The sequence below is a fragment of the Actinacidiphila sp. bgisy160 genome (genome assembly GCF_965342435.1).
In the GTDB taxonomy this organism is placed as follows: domain Bacteria; phylum Actinomycetota; class Actinomycetes; order Streptomycetales; family Streptomycetaceae; genus Actinacidiphila.
Genome location: NZ_CBDRCM010000043.1, coordinates 24,169 through 37,863, shown reverse-complemented (window position 1 = coordinate 37,863; position 13,695 = coordinate 24,169). Strand labels below are relative to the sequence as shown.

The 13,695-nt window shown below is 76.7% G+C and carries 9 protein-coding genes and 1 tRNA gene; 5 read left to right on the top strand and 5 right to left on the bottom strand.

What is annotated here, in order from left to right; translation table 11 throughout:
* Window positions 1-3 precede the first annotated feature (3 nt).
* A complete protein-coding gene (locus tag ACRWNP_RS27455) occupies window positions 4-3,822 on the top strand; it encodes a DUF5682 family protein (protein WP_431965904.1) in 3,819 nt (1,272 codons plus the stop codon).
* Between the two features lie 270 nt (window positions 3,823-4,092).
* On the top strand, window positions 4,093-5,865 hold the full coding sequence (locus tag ACRWNP_RS27450; RefSeq protein ID WP_431965902.1) for a hypothetical protein: 1,773 nt from the start codon (window positions 4,093-4,095) through the stop codon (window positions 5,863-5,865).
* Between the two features lie 306 nt (window positions 5,866-6,171).
* Here the strand turns inward: ACRWNP_RS27450 and ACRWNP_RS27445 are convergent, their stop codons facing one another.
* Together ACRWNP_RS27445 and ACRWNP_RS27440 are read right to left on the bottom strand one after the other, a co-directional pair.
* A complete protein-coding gene (locus ACRWNP_RS27445; RefSeq protein WP_431965900.1) occupies window positions 6,172-7,026 on the bottom strand; it encodes an ABC transporter permease in 855 nt (284 codons plus the stop codon).
* A complete protein-coding gene (locus ACRWNP_RS27440) occupies window positions 7,023-9,698 on the bottom strand; it encodes an alpha/beta fold hydrolase (RefSeq protein WP_431965898.1) in 2,676 nt (891 codons plus the stop codon). Before ACRWNP_RS27440 ends, ACRWNP_RS27445 begins: the two co-directional genes overlap by 4 nt.
* A gap of 119 nt (window positions 9,699-9,817) precedes the next feature.
* On the opposite strand from ACRWNP_RS27440, the gene ACRWNP_RS27435 reads away from it, so the two are divergent.
* Window positions 9,818-10,783 carry an aldo/keto reductase gene (locus tag ACRWNP_RS27435; protein WP_431965897.1) on the top strand — a complete coding sequence of 322 codons (966 nt, stop codon included), beginning with the start codon at window positions 9,818-9,820 and terminating at the stop codon, window positions 10,781-10,783.
* Between the two features lie 13 nt (window positions 10,784-10,796).
* Here the strand turns inward: ACRWNP_RS27435 and ACRWNP_RS27430 are convergent, their stop codons facing one another.
* Complete coding sequence (locus ACRWNP_RS27430) at window positions 10,797-11,738, bottom strand: transketolase family protein (protein ID WP_431965895.1); 942 nt, start codon at window positions 11,736-11,738, stop codon at window positions 10,797-10,799.
* 29 nt (window positions 11,739-11,767) lie between these two features.
* Window positions 11,768-12,469 carry a transketolase gene (locus ACRWNP_RS27425; protein ID WP_431965893.1) on the bottom strand — a complete coding sequence of 234 codons (702 nt, stop codon included), beginning with the start codon at window positions 12,467-12,469 and terminating at the stop codon, window positions 11,768-11,770.
* A 54-nt stretch (window positions 12,470-12,523) separates the two neighbouring features.
* Between ACRWNP_RS27425 and soxR the strand changes: the two genes are divergently transcribed.
* Window positions 12,524-13,003 carry a redox-sensitive transcriptional activator SoxR gene (gene soxR / locus ACRWNP_RS27420; RefSeq protein WP_431965891.1) on the top strand — a complete coding sequence of 160 codons (480 nt, stop codon included), beginning with the start codon at window positions 12,524-12,526 and terminating at the stop codon, window positions 13,001-13,003.
* Here soxR and ACRWNP_RS27415 read toward each other — a convergent pair.
* Window positions 12,984-13,274, bottom strand: coding sequence for a YiaA/YiaB family inner membrane protein (locus tag ACRWNP_RS27415; protein WP_431965890.1), 291 nt, complete (start codon window positions 13,272-13,274; stop codon window positions 12,984-12,986). The two genes, soxR and ACRWNP_RS27415, sit on opposite strands and share 20 nt — an antisense overlap.
* Window positions 13,275-13,454: 180 nt before the next feature.
* On the opposite strand from ACRWNP_RS27415, the gene ACRWNP_RS27410 reads away from it, so the two are divergent.
* Window positions 13,455-13,528, top strand: a tRNA-Pro gene (locus tag ACRWNP_RS27410).
* The last annotated feature ends 167 nt before the right edge of the window (window positions 13,529-13,695 follow it).

The window sequence follows — 13,695 nt, the reverse complement described above, 5'->3', positions numbered from 1 at the left end:
CCCGTGTCCCTCACCCCGGACGAGGCCGCAGACATCCTCACCGACCCGGCCGCGCCCTACCTCGTCGGCGTACGGCACCACGCCCCGTCGCTGGCGGCGGCGCTGCCCGCCCTCCTCGACGGGGCGAAGCCCGACGTTCTGCTCGTCGAACTCCCCGGCGAGATGCAGGAATGGCTGACCTGGCTCGCCCACGAGGACACCCGGGCCCCCGTCGCCCTCGCCGCCGCCCCCGGCGACCGGGGCGGCGGCCCCGCCTTCTACCCCTTCGCCGACTTCTCGCCCGAACTCGCCGCCGTCCGCTGGGCGGCGCGGGGCGGCGTCCCGGTCGTCGCCTGCGACCTGCCGCTCGCCGACCGCGCCTGGCACGCCGGCCGCACGACAGCCGCGGCGGGGAACTCCGGACCCGGGCTGCACGCCGCCCTGCGCGCCCGGCTCACCGGCCGCCCCGGCGACGACCTGTGGGACCGCCTCGTCGAGGCCACCGCCCCGGGCTCACCGCCCGAAGCGCTGCGCCGTGCCGCCCTGCTGACGGGATGGGCGCTACGCCGCGACGCCGCCGAGGGCCCGGGCGTCCCCGGCCTCGACCTGCGCCGCGAGCGGTGGATGCGGGCCCGCATCGCCGAGGCCACCGCGGACGGCCGCCGCGCGGCCGTCGTCGTCGGCGCCTTCCACGCGCCGGCCCTCGTCCCGGCCGAGGTGTGGCCGCGGGGCACCGCGCCCGTGGAAGGCCCGGAGGAGGCACCTCCGGCACCCGGGAGCGGTGCCGCCTGGACGACCTCCCTGATCCCCTACGCGTACCCGCTGCTGGACGAACGCTCCGGCTATCCGGCGGGCATCCGCGACCCCGAGTGGCAGCACATGGTGTTGGAGGCGGCCGGCGACCCCGCCGCCCTCGAGGAGGTGCTCGCCCGCGCCGCCGTCCGCATCTGCGCCGAACTGCGTGCCCAGGGCCACCCGTCGGGCCCGGCCGACGCGCGCGAGATCAGCCGGCTCGCCGGTGACCTGGCACGGCTGCGCGGGCTGCCCGCGGCCGGCCGGGGCGAGCTCGTCGAGGCGGTGCAGACCGTGCTGGCCCAGGGTGAGCCGTACGGCCGCGGACGGGCCGTGGCGCGCGCCATGGAACGGGTGCTGGTCGGCACCCGCGGCGGACGCCCCGCCCCCGACGCTCCGCGCAGCGGTCTCGCGCCCGCCGTCGAGGCGGAACTGGCCGCGCTGGGCCTGCCCGCCCCCGGCCCGGACTCCGCCGCCCCGGCCGGCGCCCGGGACCTGCGCCTGGATCCGCTCCGCTCCGACCTCGACCGCCGCCGCGAACTCCTGCTGCGCAGACTGACCGTGTGCGGCGTGCCCTACGCCGAGCCGAAGGACGTCGCGGGGGCGGCCGGCACCGAGGGCCTCACCACCCGCTGGGAGCTGCGCTGGACACCCGCCACCGCGGCGCTGCTCACCGCCGCCGGGGTCCGCGGCGTCACCGCCGCCCAGGCCGCCGAGGGCGTGCTGCGCGAACGTCGCCGCCAGGAGACGGACGAGGGCGGCCCCACCGCGGCACAGACCCTCACCGGACTGGCCCAGGCCGCCGAGTGCGGGCTCCCCGCACTCGCCGGGGAACGCCTGGCCGAGACCGCCGAGGTGCTCCCCGCCTCCGGCACGCTCCCCGAACTCCTCGCGGGGCTCGCCTTGCTGGACCGCGTCCGGGCCGGCCACATCGCCGGGCTCGGCGCGGACGAGGCCCGCACCGCCCGCGCCACCGCCGTCGCCGACCTGCTGACCGCGGCGGCGGTCCGCCAGGTGGACGGCCTGACCGGCTCCGAGGACCCCGCCGACGCGCACGCCCTGCTCGAACTCGCCCACCGCGCCGACCTCCTGGGCGGCGTCCGGCTCACCGACGCCCTCGCGCGACTCGCCGCGGACGGCTCCCCGCTGATGCGCGGGGCCGCGGGCGCCGTCCGGGTCCTCCTCGGCCACGAGGCGCCCGAGACCCTCGGCGCCCGCGTCGCCTCCTGGGTCGACGCGGCGGGTGACCCCGACTCCCGCGCCGCCCTCACCGCCCGGCTCACCGGGCTGCTGACGGCGGCCGGCCCGCTGCTGGAGGCGGCGGCGCCCGTCCTGGAACCGTTGCTGGACCGCGTCCGGGACCTGCCCGACCAGGCCTTCCTGTCGCGCCTGCCCGCCCTGCGCGGCGGCTTCGACACCCTCAGCCCGGCCGCCCGCGACCGGCTCCTGGCCGCAGTCGAGGAACGCCTGGACACCGACGGCATCGCCGACACCGAGGGCGTCGACCCCGTCGCCCTCGCCATCTGGACCCGCGCCGACCTCGCGGCCCGCGCGGCCCTGGACCGACTCGGCCTGCTCCCCCCACGGGCGACGCCGCCCTCGCACGAGTTGCCGGAGGCAGTGTCAACGGCCGTCGCGGCGGCAACAGTCCCCGTGGAGCCGGGCACTTCGTACGACCAGGCCACCGACGCGGCTGTCCGCGAGGACGGGCCCGCGGGCCCGTCGGCGACGGCGTTCCCCGCCGGCCCCGCCGCCACGGCGTTGCTGAGCGCACCGCACGGTGCCACCGCCCCCGGCGCGGTCACCGGCGAAGGCGGACCCGTGGGCGCGGCGGCCGACGGTGCGGGCCACGCCCACCGGACGCCGCCGGGCACGCAGCGGTCCGCCGGCGCCCCCGGAGCACCGGGTGAGACCCCCGCCGTGGCGGCCTTCACCCTCGCCCCCGCCCACCGGTGGCGCCTGGTGCTGGGCCGCCGCGGCGACCGGCTGCCGCTCTCCGCCGCCGCCCTGGCCACGGCACTGGACGAGCTGTACGGCAACGGCCGGGGCGAGGGCAGCCGCGGCGACCTCGGCGGGCGCGGCACGGCGGGCGGCGACCGCGGTGGCCGCGAGGCACCCTACCCCGGGGTGCGCGAGTGGTCCGAGGAACTGGCCGCGCTGTTCGGGCCCGGCATCCGCGAGGAGGTGCTGGCGGCCGCCGCCACGTCCGGCCGCAAGGACGTCGTCGCCGAACTCGGCCCCGACAGCGTGCGCCCCTCCGTGGACCTGCTGCGCAGCGTCCTGCGGCACGCGGGCGGGCTGCCGGAGGCCCGGCTGGTCGCGCTCCGCCCGCTCGTACGGCGCCTGGTCGAGGCCCTCACCCGTCGACTCGCCACCCGCCTGCGCCCCGCGCTGCACGGCACCGCCCTCCCGCGACCCAGCCGGCGCCCCGGAGGCGGCCTCGACCTGGCCCGTACGCTGCGCGCCAACCTGGCCACCGCACGCCGCGGGCCCGACGGCACCGTCCAGGTGATCCCGGAGCGGCCGGTGTTCCGCTCCCGGGCCCAGCGGGCCGCCGACTGGCGGCTGATCCTGGTGACCGACGTGTCGGGGTCCATGGAGGCCTCCACGATCTGGGCCGCGCTCACCGCCTCCGTCCTGGCCGGGGTGCCCACCCTGTCCACGCACTTCCTGGCGTTCTCCACCGAGGTCATCGACCTCACCGACCATGTCGAGGACCCGCTCTCCCTGCTCCTGGAGGTGAGCGTCGGCGGCGGCACCCACATCGCCGCCGGGCTGCGGCACGCGCGCGAACTGGTGACCGTGCCCTCGCGCACCCTCGTCGTGGTCGTCAGCGACTTCGAGGAGGGATATCCGCTCGGCGGCCTCCTGGCCGAGGTCCGTGCCCTGGTCGGAGCCGGCTGCCACGTCCTGGGCTGCGCCAGCCTCGACGACGCCGGGCGCCCCCGCTACTCCACCGGCGTCGCCGGGCAGCTCGTCGCCGCGGGCATGCCCGTCGCCGCCCTCAGCCCCCTCGAACTCGCCCGATGGGTGGGGGAGAAGATCGCATGAGGCGGCAACTTCACCGGGCGGGTCCGGCCGTCCCTTGGGCGGTCGTGGACGGCCCTCGCCCGCGGATCGTCGTGGATGCCGGTGGTGAGGACATTCGCTGCGGCTGCCGCCTTCCGCCCTCGCGAAGGCTGCTGGGTGGGGGAGGAGATCGCATGAGGCGGCAACTTCATCCGGCGGCCCCGGCCGTGGCCCGGGACGCGGGGGTGCCGGGGTTCGCGGCCGCCGCCTTCCGCCCTCTCGAATTCGCCCGCTGAACAGGGAAGAGCTCACATGGACCAGCAACTCCCCCCGGTCGCGCCGTCCGTGACCGCGGAACTCGTCGAGGCCCTGTCCCCGCGGCTGCGCAAGCGCCTCGACGCCGGCGTCGCCAAGCTCGTGGCCCGCCCGGTGGCCGTCGACGGCGACATCACCCGGATCGCCGTCGACGACGGCACCGACCTCGAACTGCACGCCCCCGGCGGCACGGTGAGCCGGGTCGAGGACGTGCGCTGCGGCTGCCTGCTCGCGCCCGACTGCCTGCACCGTGCCGCCGCCGCCTCGGCCGCACCCGTCGCCGAGGCTCCCGAGCCGGCAGCCGAGGAAGTCCCGCCGGAGACGGCCGGGGAGACGGCGCCCGAGGCCGCGCCCGAGACCGCCACCCCGGAGCAGCGTGCCGCCGCCGGCGCCCTGCGCGCAGCGGGCGCCGTAGTCCTCGACGCGGGCATCGACGGCTCCGGCGCCGTCGTCCAGGCCGAACTGCTCCGGGCCGCGCACGCCGCCCGGCTGGGCGGACTGCACCGCTGCGCCGCCGCGGCGGTCTCCGTCGTCACCCGGCTGCGCGCCGCCCGGGCCGCCGACCCCGGGCACCGTCTCGCCGACCTGGTCGCCGCACTCCGCGAACTCCTCGGCACCGCGTACCGCGTCCCCCACGCGAGCGGCCCCGAGCTGGCTGCCGTGCGCGGCACCGCACGGCAGCCGTACACCCCGGACGGCTCGCTGCGGCTGTACGGGCTGTTCTCCGAGCCCGTGCTCACCGCGAGCGGCTACGCCGGCGCCGTCACCTGGACCGCCGACGCCGACGGCCGCCTCTACACCGTCTCCGACGTCGCCCCCGGCGGCCCCGGCCGCGCCACGGGAGCCGGCGACCGGGCCGTGCGCATCGGAGACACCGCCCTCACCCACCGCGAACTGTCCCGCGCGGGCCTTGCGGTGTCCGGCGCGACGGTCTCGCCCACCGGGCGGCTCGGCGCGGGAGCCGCCGTCCGCGCCGTCCGGGCCACCGGCGCCGCCTGGACGGCCGAGCCCCTGGACCGCCTCTGGCGGGTGCCCGTCGCCGAGCAGGCCATGCGCGCCCTCGGCACCGGCGACGGCCTGCTCTTCCTCGACGTCACCCTGATCGGCACCGCCCCCGAGGCCGGCGGTGACTGCCTGCTCGCCCAGTGCGGTGATCTGACGGTCCGGCTTTCCGCAGCGCACGACCACCCCGCGCTGCCCCACCGCGACAACCTGCGGCTGCTCGCGGGCACGCCGGGCACCACGCTGCGTGTCGTCGCCCGGCTCGACCCCGCCCCGCACCCCCGCGCGCTGCTGCTGGCCACCAGCCACCCGGCCGACCCCGAGGCCCGCGTCGACACCGGCCTCGACCGCCTGCAGCGCGCCGACCTCCCCGCCGCCGCACCCGCGGTCCCCCTGCCGCCGTCTCCCGCGCCCGACGAGGCCCCCGTCCACCTGTTGCTCCGCCGCGTCCACCAGGCAGCCTCCGGCGGCCGCCGCGTCCTCGCCCTCCCCACGAACTCCGCGCCCGACGCGGGACACCTGCGCCGCTCCGCGCTCCCGACGGCCGCGGACCTCCTCGACGACCTCCGCCACGCCGCGGCCGACCGCGGCCGGGACCCCTTCGGGCGCCTCCTGCCCGCCGACACCGACCGCTTCGCCCTCGCCTGGCTCGCCGCCGCCGTCTACGCCGACGAACTCTCCCGTGCCCTGTGCGCCGCGGCCTGGGGCGCCGATCCGTCCGCCGACGCGCCGGTCTCGCCCGCCGGGGCGACGGGCGCCCCGGTGTAACGGCTCAGCGGCGCAGGGAACGGCGGGCCGGCGGTCAGCCCTCCGCCGACCAGCCGGGAGGCGTGCACGGCTGGTCGGCACCGGGACCGGATCCGGGGGCGAAGCCGCGCCCGCTCGATGTGCGGCGCAACCCGGATCCGGCCCCTGCCGCCTTCAGCCGGGTGCCCTGCACGACCACGAGCGGTACGGAGTCCGGCAGTTGCCTGCCCCGCCGCGCGCTCAGCCCCGGCATGGACCGAAGCGCCCGCACGACCGGCACCCGGTCCGCGTTCCCCGGCCCCGACCCGGTCAGCAGCACGCTGTGCGTCAGGACACGATGTCCTTCCCCCGGAAGCCGCGGAAGGCCAGCGCGAAGAACACCACCGCGAAGGACAGCGACACCGAGGTGCCCTTGAGCATGCCCGACCATTCCAGGCGGGGCTGCAGCGCGTCGATCCAGGCGTACTGCCAGTGCGTCGGCAGGACGTCCCGCAGCGAGCCCAGCGCCGAGATCGTGTCCAGGATGTTGGAGAGGATCGCGACGCCCACGGCCCCGCCGACCGCTCCCAGCGGCGCGTCGGTGAGCGTGGAGAGCCAGAAGGCGAAGCCCGCGACGGCCAGTTGGCCCACGAAGACGTACAGGGCGGCGATCGCCAGGCGCCCCGTCGCGGTGCCCGGGGGCAGGGAACCGGCCGTGGTGAGCTCCAGGTCCCCCCAGCCGTAGGCGAGCGTGCCGACGGCGAGCGCCACCGTGGGCAGCGCCAGCACGGCGGCGGCGCTGAAGGCGAGGGACACCAGCGCCTTGGAGGCGAGCAGCCGGGCGCGGGGCACCGGGGCGGCCAGCAGGTAGCGCAGGGAGGACCAGTTGGCCTCCGAGGCGATCGTGTCGCCGAAGAAGAGGGCGACCGGGATCGTCAGCAGGAAGCCGGAGGAGACGAAGAGGACCGCCAGCGAGAAGTTGACGCCGGAGGCGGTGGCCACGTCCATCATCGTCGGGCCGGTGTCCCGCCCCCGCGGGGTGCCGCCGATGGCGAAGGCCGCCCACACGATCACGGGCAGGCCGAGGACGACGGCGGACGCGACGAGCGTACGGCGGCGCAGCAACTGCCGCACCGCCTCGACCCGCAGCGGGAGGGTGCGGCCCGGACGGTACCCCTCGGCCAGTTCCAGGGTCTCGGTCACGCGGGACCTCCGATCAGGGTCAGGAACGCGTCCTCCAGGCGGCGGTGCGGGCCGACCCGCTCCACCGGCACATCGAGCCGCAGGAGTTCGGACAGCAGTTCCGGCACGGCCGTCGCACCCGGCCGGACCAGCAGCCCGCCGTCCACGGCCTCGGCCGCCTCGACGCCGGGCAGCGCCGACAGCTTCGCGGCGACCGCCTCCCGCGCCTCGTCGGCCATGCCCGGCGCGCCGACGAAGAGCGTCTGTCCGCTCCCGGCGATCTCGCCGACCGGACCGGCCGCGACGAGCCGCCCCTTGTCCATGACGACCAGGTGCGTGCAGCTCCGCTCCACCTCCGACAGCAGGTGGCTGGAGACGAGGACGGTACGGCCGGCGGCCGCGTAGCGCCGCACCACCTCGCGCATCTCGCGGATCTGCGGCGGGTCGAGCCCGTTGGTCGGCTCGTCGAGGATGAGCAGGTCGGGCAGGCCCAGCATGGCCTGCGCGATGGCGAGCCGCTGGCGCATGCCCTGCGAGTACGTGCGCACCGCGCGCCCCAGGGCCTCGCCGAGGCCGGCGATCTCCAGGGCCTCCTCGACGTGGGCGTCGGCCGCCGGCCGGCCCGTGGCCCGCCAGTACAGCTCCAGGTTGGCCCGCCCCGTCAGGTGCGGCAGGAAGCCCGCGCCCTCCACGAAGGCCCCCACCCGGGACAGCACGGGCGCGCCCGGCCGGATCGCGTGGCCGAACACGCGGATGGTGCCCGCGTCGGGCCGGATGAGGCCCATCATCATGCGCATCGTCGTCGTCTTGCCCGCGCCGTTGGGGCCGAGCAGCCCCAGCACCTGGCCCCGCTCCACCCGGAACGACAACTCCCGCACGGCGTAGCGGTCCGCCGCCCCACGGTAGCGCTTGGACAGCCCGGAGATCTCCAGCGGGACCTGCGCGAGCGCCGGGTCCGGCGCCTGCCGCACCGCACCCGCCCGGCGGCGGCCGGTCAGCAGCAGCGCCGCCGCCAGCGCGAGCGCGCCGGCCGGCACCAGCCACACCCAGGCGGGCAGCGCGCCCTGGTCGGTGGTCAGCTCCGGGTCGGTCGGCACGGTCAGCGCGGTGCCCTCGGGCAGGGACACCCGGTACGTGGCGGCCGCGACGGGGGAGGCGTAGCCCAGGTCGGTGGTGGACAGCACCAGCCGCAGCCGGTGGCCGACGGCGAACTCGTGGTCCACGGCGGGCAGTCGCACCCGCACCGTGCCGCTCCCGGCGACCCGCAGCGGCGCGACCAGCTGGTGCGGCAGGGTCTCGTTGCCGCCCGGACCCACGTCGTACAGCTTCGCGAAGAGCACCGCTCCGGCAGGCGCGTCCGTGCCGACGGTGACCCGCGTCGTCGGAGCGCCGGTCAGCCGCAGCGCCGAGGTCAGCGGCGCCGAGTCGAAGGCGGCGCGCTGACCGGGGAAGTCCAGGGACAGCGACAGCCCCTGGCCGAGGTCGGAGAGCTGGGACAGCGCGCCCACACCGGGCACCGCGGAGATCGCGGGCGGACTGCCGCCGGCCGGGTTGGCCACCGTCTGAGCGCGCCCGCCGAGCGGGACCGTCCGGGTCCGTGTGCCCTCCAGCCCCGGGTACGCGTCGGCGTCCGCGCCGCGGCGTACGGCCCTGCCGTCGGTGGTGTCGACGCCTCCGGTGCGGGTGACACGGAACGCGGGCCCGGTGTCGATGCCCTTGTCGCGCTTCAGCCAGCGGTCGAACCAGGCCGTGGTGCGCGCCTCGATCCGGGAGGTCTCCTGGTCGCCGCCGTCGTGCCCGCCGGAGAACCAGTCGACGGCCACGGGCGCGCCGTTCGCGGCGACGGCACGCGCTATGGCGTCGCCCTGGCCGAGCGGGAAGAGGGAGTCGTTCTGGCCCTGCACCACCAGGGTCGGCACCTTGATGCGCCCGGCCACCGAGGAGGGGCTGGAGCGCTTCAGCAGCCGCAGCGTCGCGGCGTCCGGGCGGCCGGCGACGGCCGACCTGTCGTACATCGCGCACAGTTCGGCGGTGAAGCCGCACGCGGCGCCGCGCGAGCCCGTGGAGAAGAAGATCCCCGCCCACAGCTTCTTGAACACGCCCTGCGGGAACAGCGCTTCGCCCAGGTCCCACCAGGTGATCGCGGGCGCGATGGCGTCCACCCGCCGGTCGTGGCCGGCCGCCAGCAAGGAGACGGCCCCGCCGTACGAGGCCCCCGCGATGCCGACCCGCGGATCGTCCCGGCCGTCGCGCAGCACCTCGGGCCGCCGGCCCAGCCAGTCGATGAGCCGCGAGACGTCCGCGACCTCGGCGTCGGGGGAGTTGAGCCCGATCCGCCCGCCCGAGGCGCCGAAACCCCGCGCGGACCAGGTCAGCACGGCGTAGCCGCTGCGGGCGAGGGACTCGGCCTGGGCCCTCATGTCGTCCTTGCTGCCGCCGAATCCGTGCGCGAGCAGCACCGCCGGGCGCGGCGCCGACCCGCCGGAGGTGAAGTAGGAGGTGTCGATCCGCACCTCGGCGGCGCTGCCCGGGGCCTCGGGCAACGAGAGGACCCGGTCCTGGCGGCGCACGGGCGCGGGGTCGTCGGCCACCGCGAGGGTGACGACGCCGCCTCCGGCGAGCAGGGCGAGGGCGGCGACGGCGGCCGCCGGCCGCCGTCGCGTGCGCCAGGTCCTGGGCAGGGCGAATCGCATGCGTGATCCTCGGACGGGGACGAAGAGCCGGACGTTCCCACTATGCATTCCGGTGATCACCCGCGACGTCCGCCTCAGGCACCGGATCGGCGTACTCCACCGGGAGTACGGTGGCGACCGTGCCCTTCGAACGACTCGCCACCGCCCCCCTGCCCCGGCTGGGTCTCGGTCTCGCCGCCGTCGGCCGACCCGCCTACATCGACCTCGGCCGCGCCGCCGACCTGCCCGCCGAGCGCACCGTCGAGGCGATGCGGGACCGCGCCCACGCGGTCCTCGACACCGCCTACGCGCTCGGCATCCGCTACTTCGACGCGGCCCGCTCCTACGGGCGGGCCGAGGAGTTCCTGGCGAGCTGGCTGGACGCCCACCCCGAGGCCACCGACGTGGTGATCGGCAGCAAGTGGGGCTACACCTACACGGCCGGCTGGCGGGTCGACGCCGAGGTGCACGAGGTCAAGGACCACGGAACCGCCACGTACGACCGGCAGATCGCCGAGACGCGCGCCCTGCTCGGCGACCGCCTCGACGTCTACCACATCCACTCCGTCACCCCGGACAGCCCGGCCCTGTCCGACCGCGACCTCCACGCCCGCCTCGCCCGGCTGGCGGCCGACGGCGTCGAGGTGGGCCTGTCCACCAGCGGGCCGCTGCAGGCCGAGGCGATCCGCGCGGCGCTGAAGGTGACGGTGGACGGGCGGCGCCTGTTCACCGTCGTGCAGGCCACCTACAACCTGCTGGAGCCCTCCGCCGGCCCGGCCCTGGCCGAGGCGCACGACGCCGGAGCGACCGTGATCGTCAAGGAGGCCATGGCCAATGGCCGCCTGGCCACGGCCGATCCGGACTCCCCCCTCGCGGAGGTGGCCGACCGGACCGGTGCCACGCCCGACGCCGTGGCCCTCGCCGCGGTCCTGCGCCGCCCCTGGGCGGGCATCGTGCTCTCCGGCGCCGCGACGACCGGTCAGGCCGCCGCCAACGCCAGGGCCGCCTCCCTCGGGCTCGAGGCCGGGGACCTGACCCGGCTCGCCGCCCTGGCCGAACCGGCCCCGGCGTACTGGCGGCACCGATCGGAGCTCCCCTGGAGCTAGCGGACGCCCCCGGCTACCGGACGCCCGAGCCCACGAGGCCCGCCGGGCGCGGGGAGCCTGCCAGGAAGCCGCCGATCCGCGCCCGCAGCCCGGCCGCGTCCAGGCCGTGGGCCGCCACATGCTGCTGCCAGGTGCCGTAGCGGCGCAGCTCCTGGCGGGCCGTGCCCAGGGCGAGGACGCGGTGCGGCAGGTCGAGCAGGGCCTCGGCGGCGAAGGGCGCCGACGTGCCCGCCAGGTACGGCTCGACCAGCACCACGTCCGCCGCGTCCGTGCGCGCCACGGCCGCCCGCAGCCCGGCCGCGTCGAAGGGGCGCACCGTGGAGGCGTACAGCACCGTCACGTCCATGTCCTCCACGGCCTCCAGCGTGGCGTCGAGCAGCGGGCCCACGGCGACGACGACGCCCGCCCGGCCCTCGCGCAGCACCCGGAAGCGGCCCGGGGAGACCGGCTGCGCCGTGCGGTTGGACTGCTCGCCGAGCCGTACGTAGACCCGGTTGTCGTCGTCGGCCGCGGCGTGCCGGAGCAGCGCCTCGGCCTCGTCGGGGTGGCCGGGCACGTGCACGGTCCAGCCGTCGAGGGTGTCCAGCAGGGCGACGTCACCGGGAGCCTGGTGGGTGCGGCCGCCCGCGGCGATGTCGTACGAGGCCCCCGAGCTGACCAGCACCGCGCCGACGCCCTGGTGCCCCAGGTCCAGCTTGACCTGCTCGAAGGGGCGTTCCACGAGGAAACTGCCGAAGGTGTGGACGATCGGCCGCAGCCCGGTCAGCGCCAGCCCGCCGGCGACGCTGACCAGCAGCTGCTCACGAATGCCGACGTCGATCACCCGGTCGGGATGGTCGCGGGCGGCGTCCTTGAAGCGGTCCCCGGAGATGACCGCCAGCACGACGGCCAGCCGCGGGTCATCGTCCAGCAGGCGTCCGGCGACGGCGGCGAAACGGTCACGCATGGTGTCCATGGGAAGGTCTCCTCGGCTCGGGGCGGCGGTCACCGCTTGGACTCGACACGGGCGACGACGGCGCGCGGCCGTCCGGGGTGCGGCGCGGTGAACGCCTCGTACAGCGCCTCGTGGTCACGGCCGTCGACGGCCGTCACGGACCAGCCCTCGCCGGCGAAGAGCGAGGCGGGACCGCCGGGGCGCCGGTAGGTGGCGGAGGCGTTGTCGACCGCGACGACGTGCAGGCCCTCCAGGCCGATGGCGCCGGCGAAGGCCACGGCCTCGTGGTTGCTGCCCTCGTCCAGTTCCGCGTCGCCGACCAGCACCCACACCGCGGCGTCGGTCAGGCCGTGCGCCCGCAGCCCCAGGGCGCTGCCCACGGCGATGGGCAGTCCGTGGCCGAGCGAGCCGGAGCCGATCTCGGCGCCCGGCACGAGCACGCGGTCCGGGTGGTGGCCCAGCGGCGACTCGAAAGAGCCGAAGCCCGGCAGCCACTCCTCGGGGACGAAGCCCTTGGCCGCGAGCACCGCGTAGTACGCCATCGGTCCGTGGCCCTTGGAGAGCAGGAAGCGGTCCCGGCCGGCGTCCTCCGCCGTACCCGGGGTCACCCGCAGCACCCGGTCGTAGAGCACCCACAGCACGTCGAGGGTGGAGGTGGCGGCGGGCCCGTGCTTCTCGTCGCCGGTCATGAGCGACATCAGCCGCCGGAGATCGTCGTAGTCGTACGCGGTGTCCGCGCTGGTCAAAGTCATATGGGGATGGTGCGACTTCAAGTCGGCTTGAGGTCAAGCGGTACGCTCGGCCCCATGAGCGACTTCGCACCTCGCCGCGACCGCCTGGCCATCGGCGAGCTCGCCGCCCGCAGCGGCCTGGCCCCCTCCGCCCTGCGCTACTACGAGGAGCTCGGCCTCATCCGCTCCGAGCGCACCGCGGGTGGGCAGCGTCGTTACGCCCGCGCCACGCTGCGCCGCGTCGCCTTCATCCGGGCCGCCCAGCGCGTCGGCCTGTCGCTGGAGGAGGCCGGCGCGGCCCTCGCCAGGCTCCCCGAGGACCGCGCCCCCAGCGCCGCCGAGTGGAACGCCGTCGCCCGCACCTGGACGCACCGCATCGACGAGCAGATCGCGGAGCTGGAACGGCTCAAGGGCAACCTCACCGGCTGCATCGGCTGCGGCTGCCTCTCCCTGCGCAAGTGCGCCCTGTACAACCCGGGCGACACCGCCGCCGCCAAGGGCCCCGGCGCGCGGTACCTGCTGGGCGACCAGGCGGCTAGACCCCGTCGACCTTGAACGGGTCGTGCTCGGCCAGCAGCTTGTCCAGCCGGGCCTGGTCCACCCGGCTCGTCACCTGGCCGGCCTCCTGCCGGTCGCGGACGACCTTGGCGAGCGTGAACGCCGAAGTCACCACGTAGAGCAGCCCCACCGCCAGGAAGGCCCGCACCCACGGGCCGACCGGCAGGTAGGCGATGCCCACGACCATCGCCCCGAGGGCGACGGCGAACGAGATCGCGGCCTGCGCCGAGTAGGCCGCGGTCGTCTGCTGCTGGATCGGATTCGCCATGCCTGAAGCATCGGCGGTCGTGGCCCGCGCCACATGAGTACGGCTACTCATCCCGGGCCGGGCACCCCGCCGCGGTGGCGCCGCGCGGGGTGCGGGAATGGTGCGAGCGAGCACCCGGCGACGTGCGGTATTGTTCTCGTGCGCGGTCGGCCGGGCGGGAAGCCCGGCGCGAACCGGCACCGGGACGTGGCGCAGCTTGGTAGCGCACTTGACTGGGGGTCAAGGGGTCGCAGGTTCAAATCCTGTCGTCCCGACGGTGCTGACCAGCGGGTTTGTCATTCATGACAAACCCGCTGGTCGCGTTCTGGGGCAGTTGTGCGGCACATGAGGCGCGAACGGAGCGAGGCGGCACCGCCCGACCGCCCCCGCCGCCCCCCGGCCGCCGGGAGCCCCGCCCGTGCGCCGGGAAGCCTCCGTGCGC

Excerpts from the sequence above, each read along its gene's own strand:
- ACRWNP_RS27450 (WP_431965902.1), top strand. The coding sequence starts at position 4,093 with ATGGACCAGCAACTCCCCCCGGTCGCGCCGTCCGTGACCGCGGAACTC.
- ACRWNP_RS27440 (WP_431965898.1), bottom strand. The coding sequence starts at position 9,698 with ATGCGATTCGCCCTGCCCAGGACCTGGCGCACGCGACGGCGGCCGGCG.
- ACRWNP_RS27430 (WP_431965895.1), bottom strand. The coding sequence starts at position 11,738 with ATGGACACCATGCGTGACCGTTTCGCCGCCGTCGCCGGACGCCTGCTG.
- ACRWNP_RS27425 (WP_431965893.1), bottom strand. The coding sequence starts at position 12,469 with ATGACTTTGACCAGCGCGGACACCGCGTACGACTACGACGATCTCCGG.
- soxR (WP_431965891.1), top strand. The coding sequence starts at position 12,524 with ATGAGCGACTTCGCACCTCGCCGCGACCGCCTGGCCATCGGCGAGCTC.
- ACRWNP_RS27415 (WP_431965890.1), bottom strand. The coding sequence starts at position 13,274 with ATGGCGAATCCGATCCAGCAGCAGACGACCGCGGCCTACTCGGCGCAG.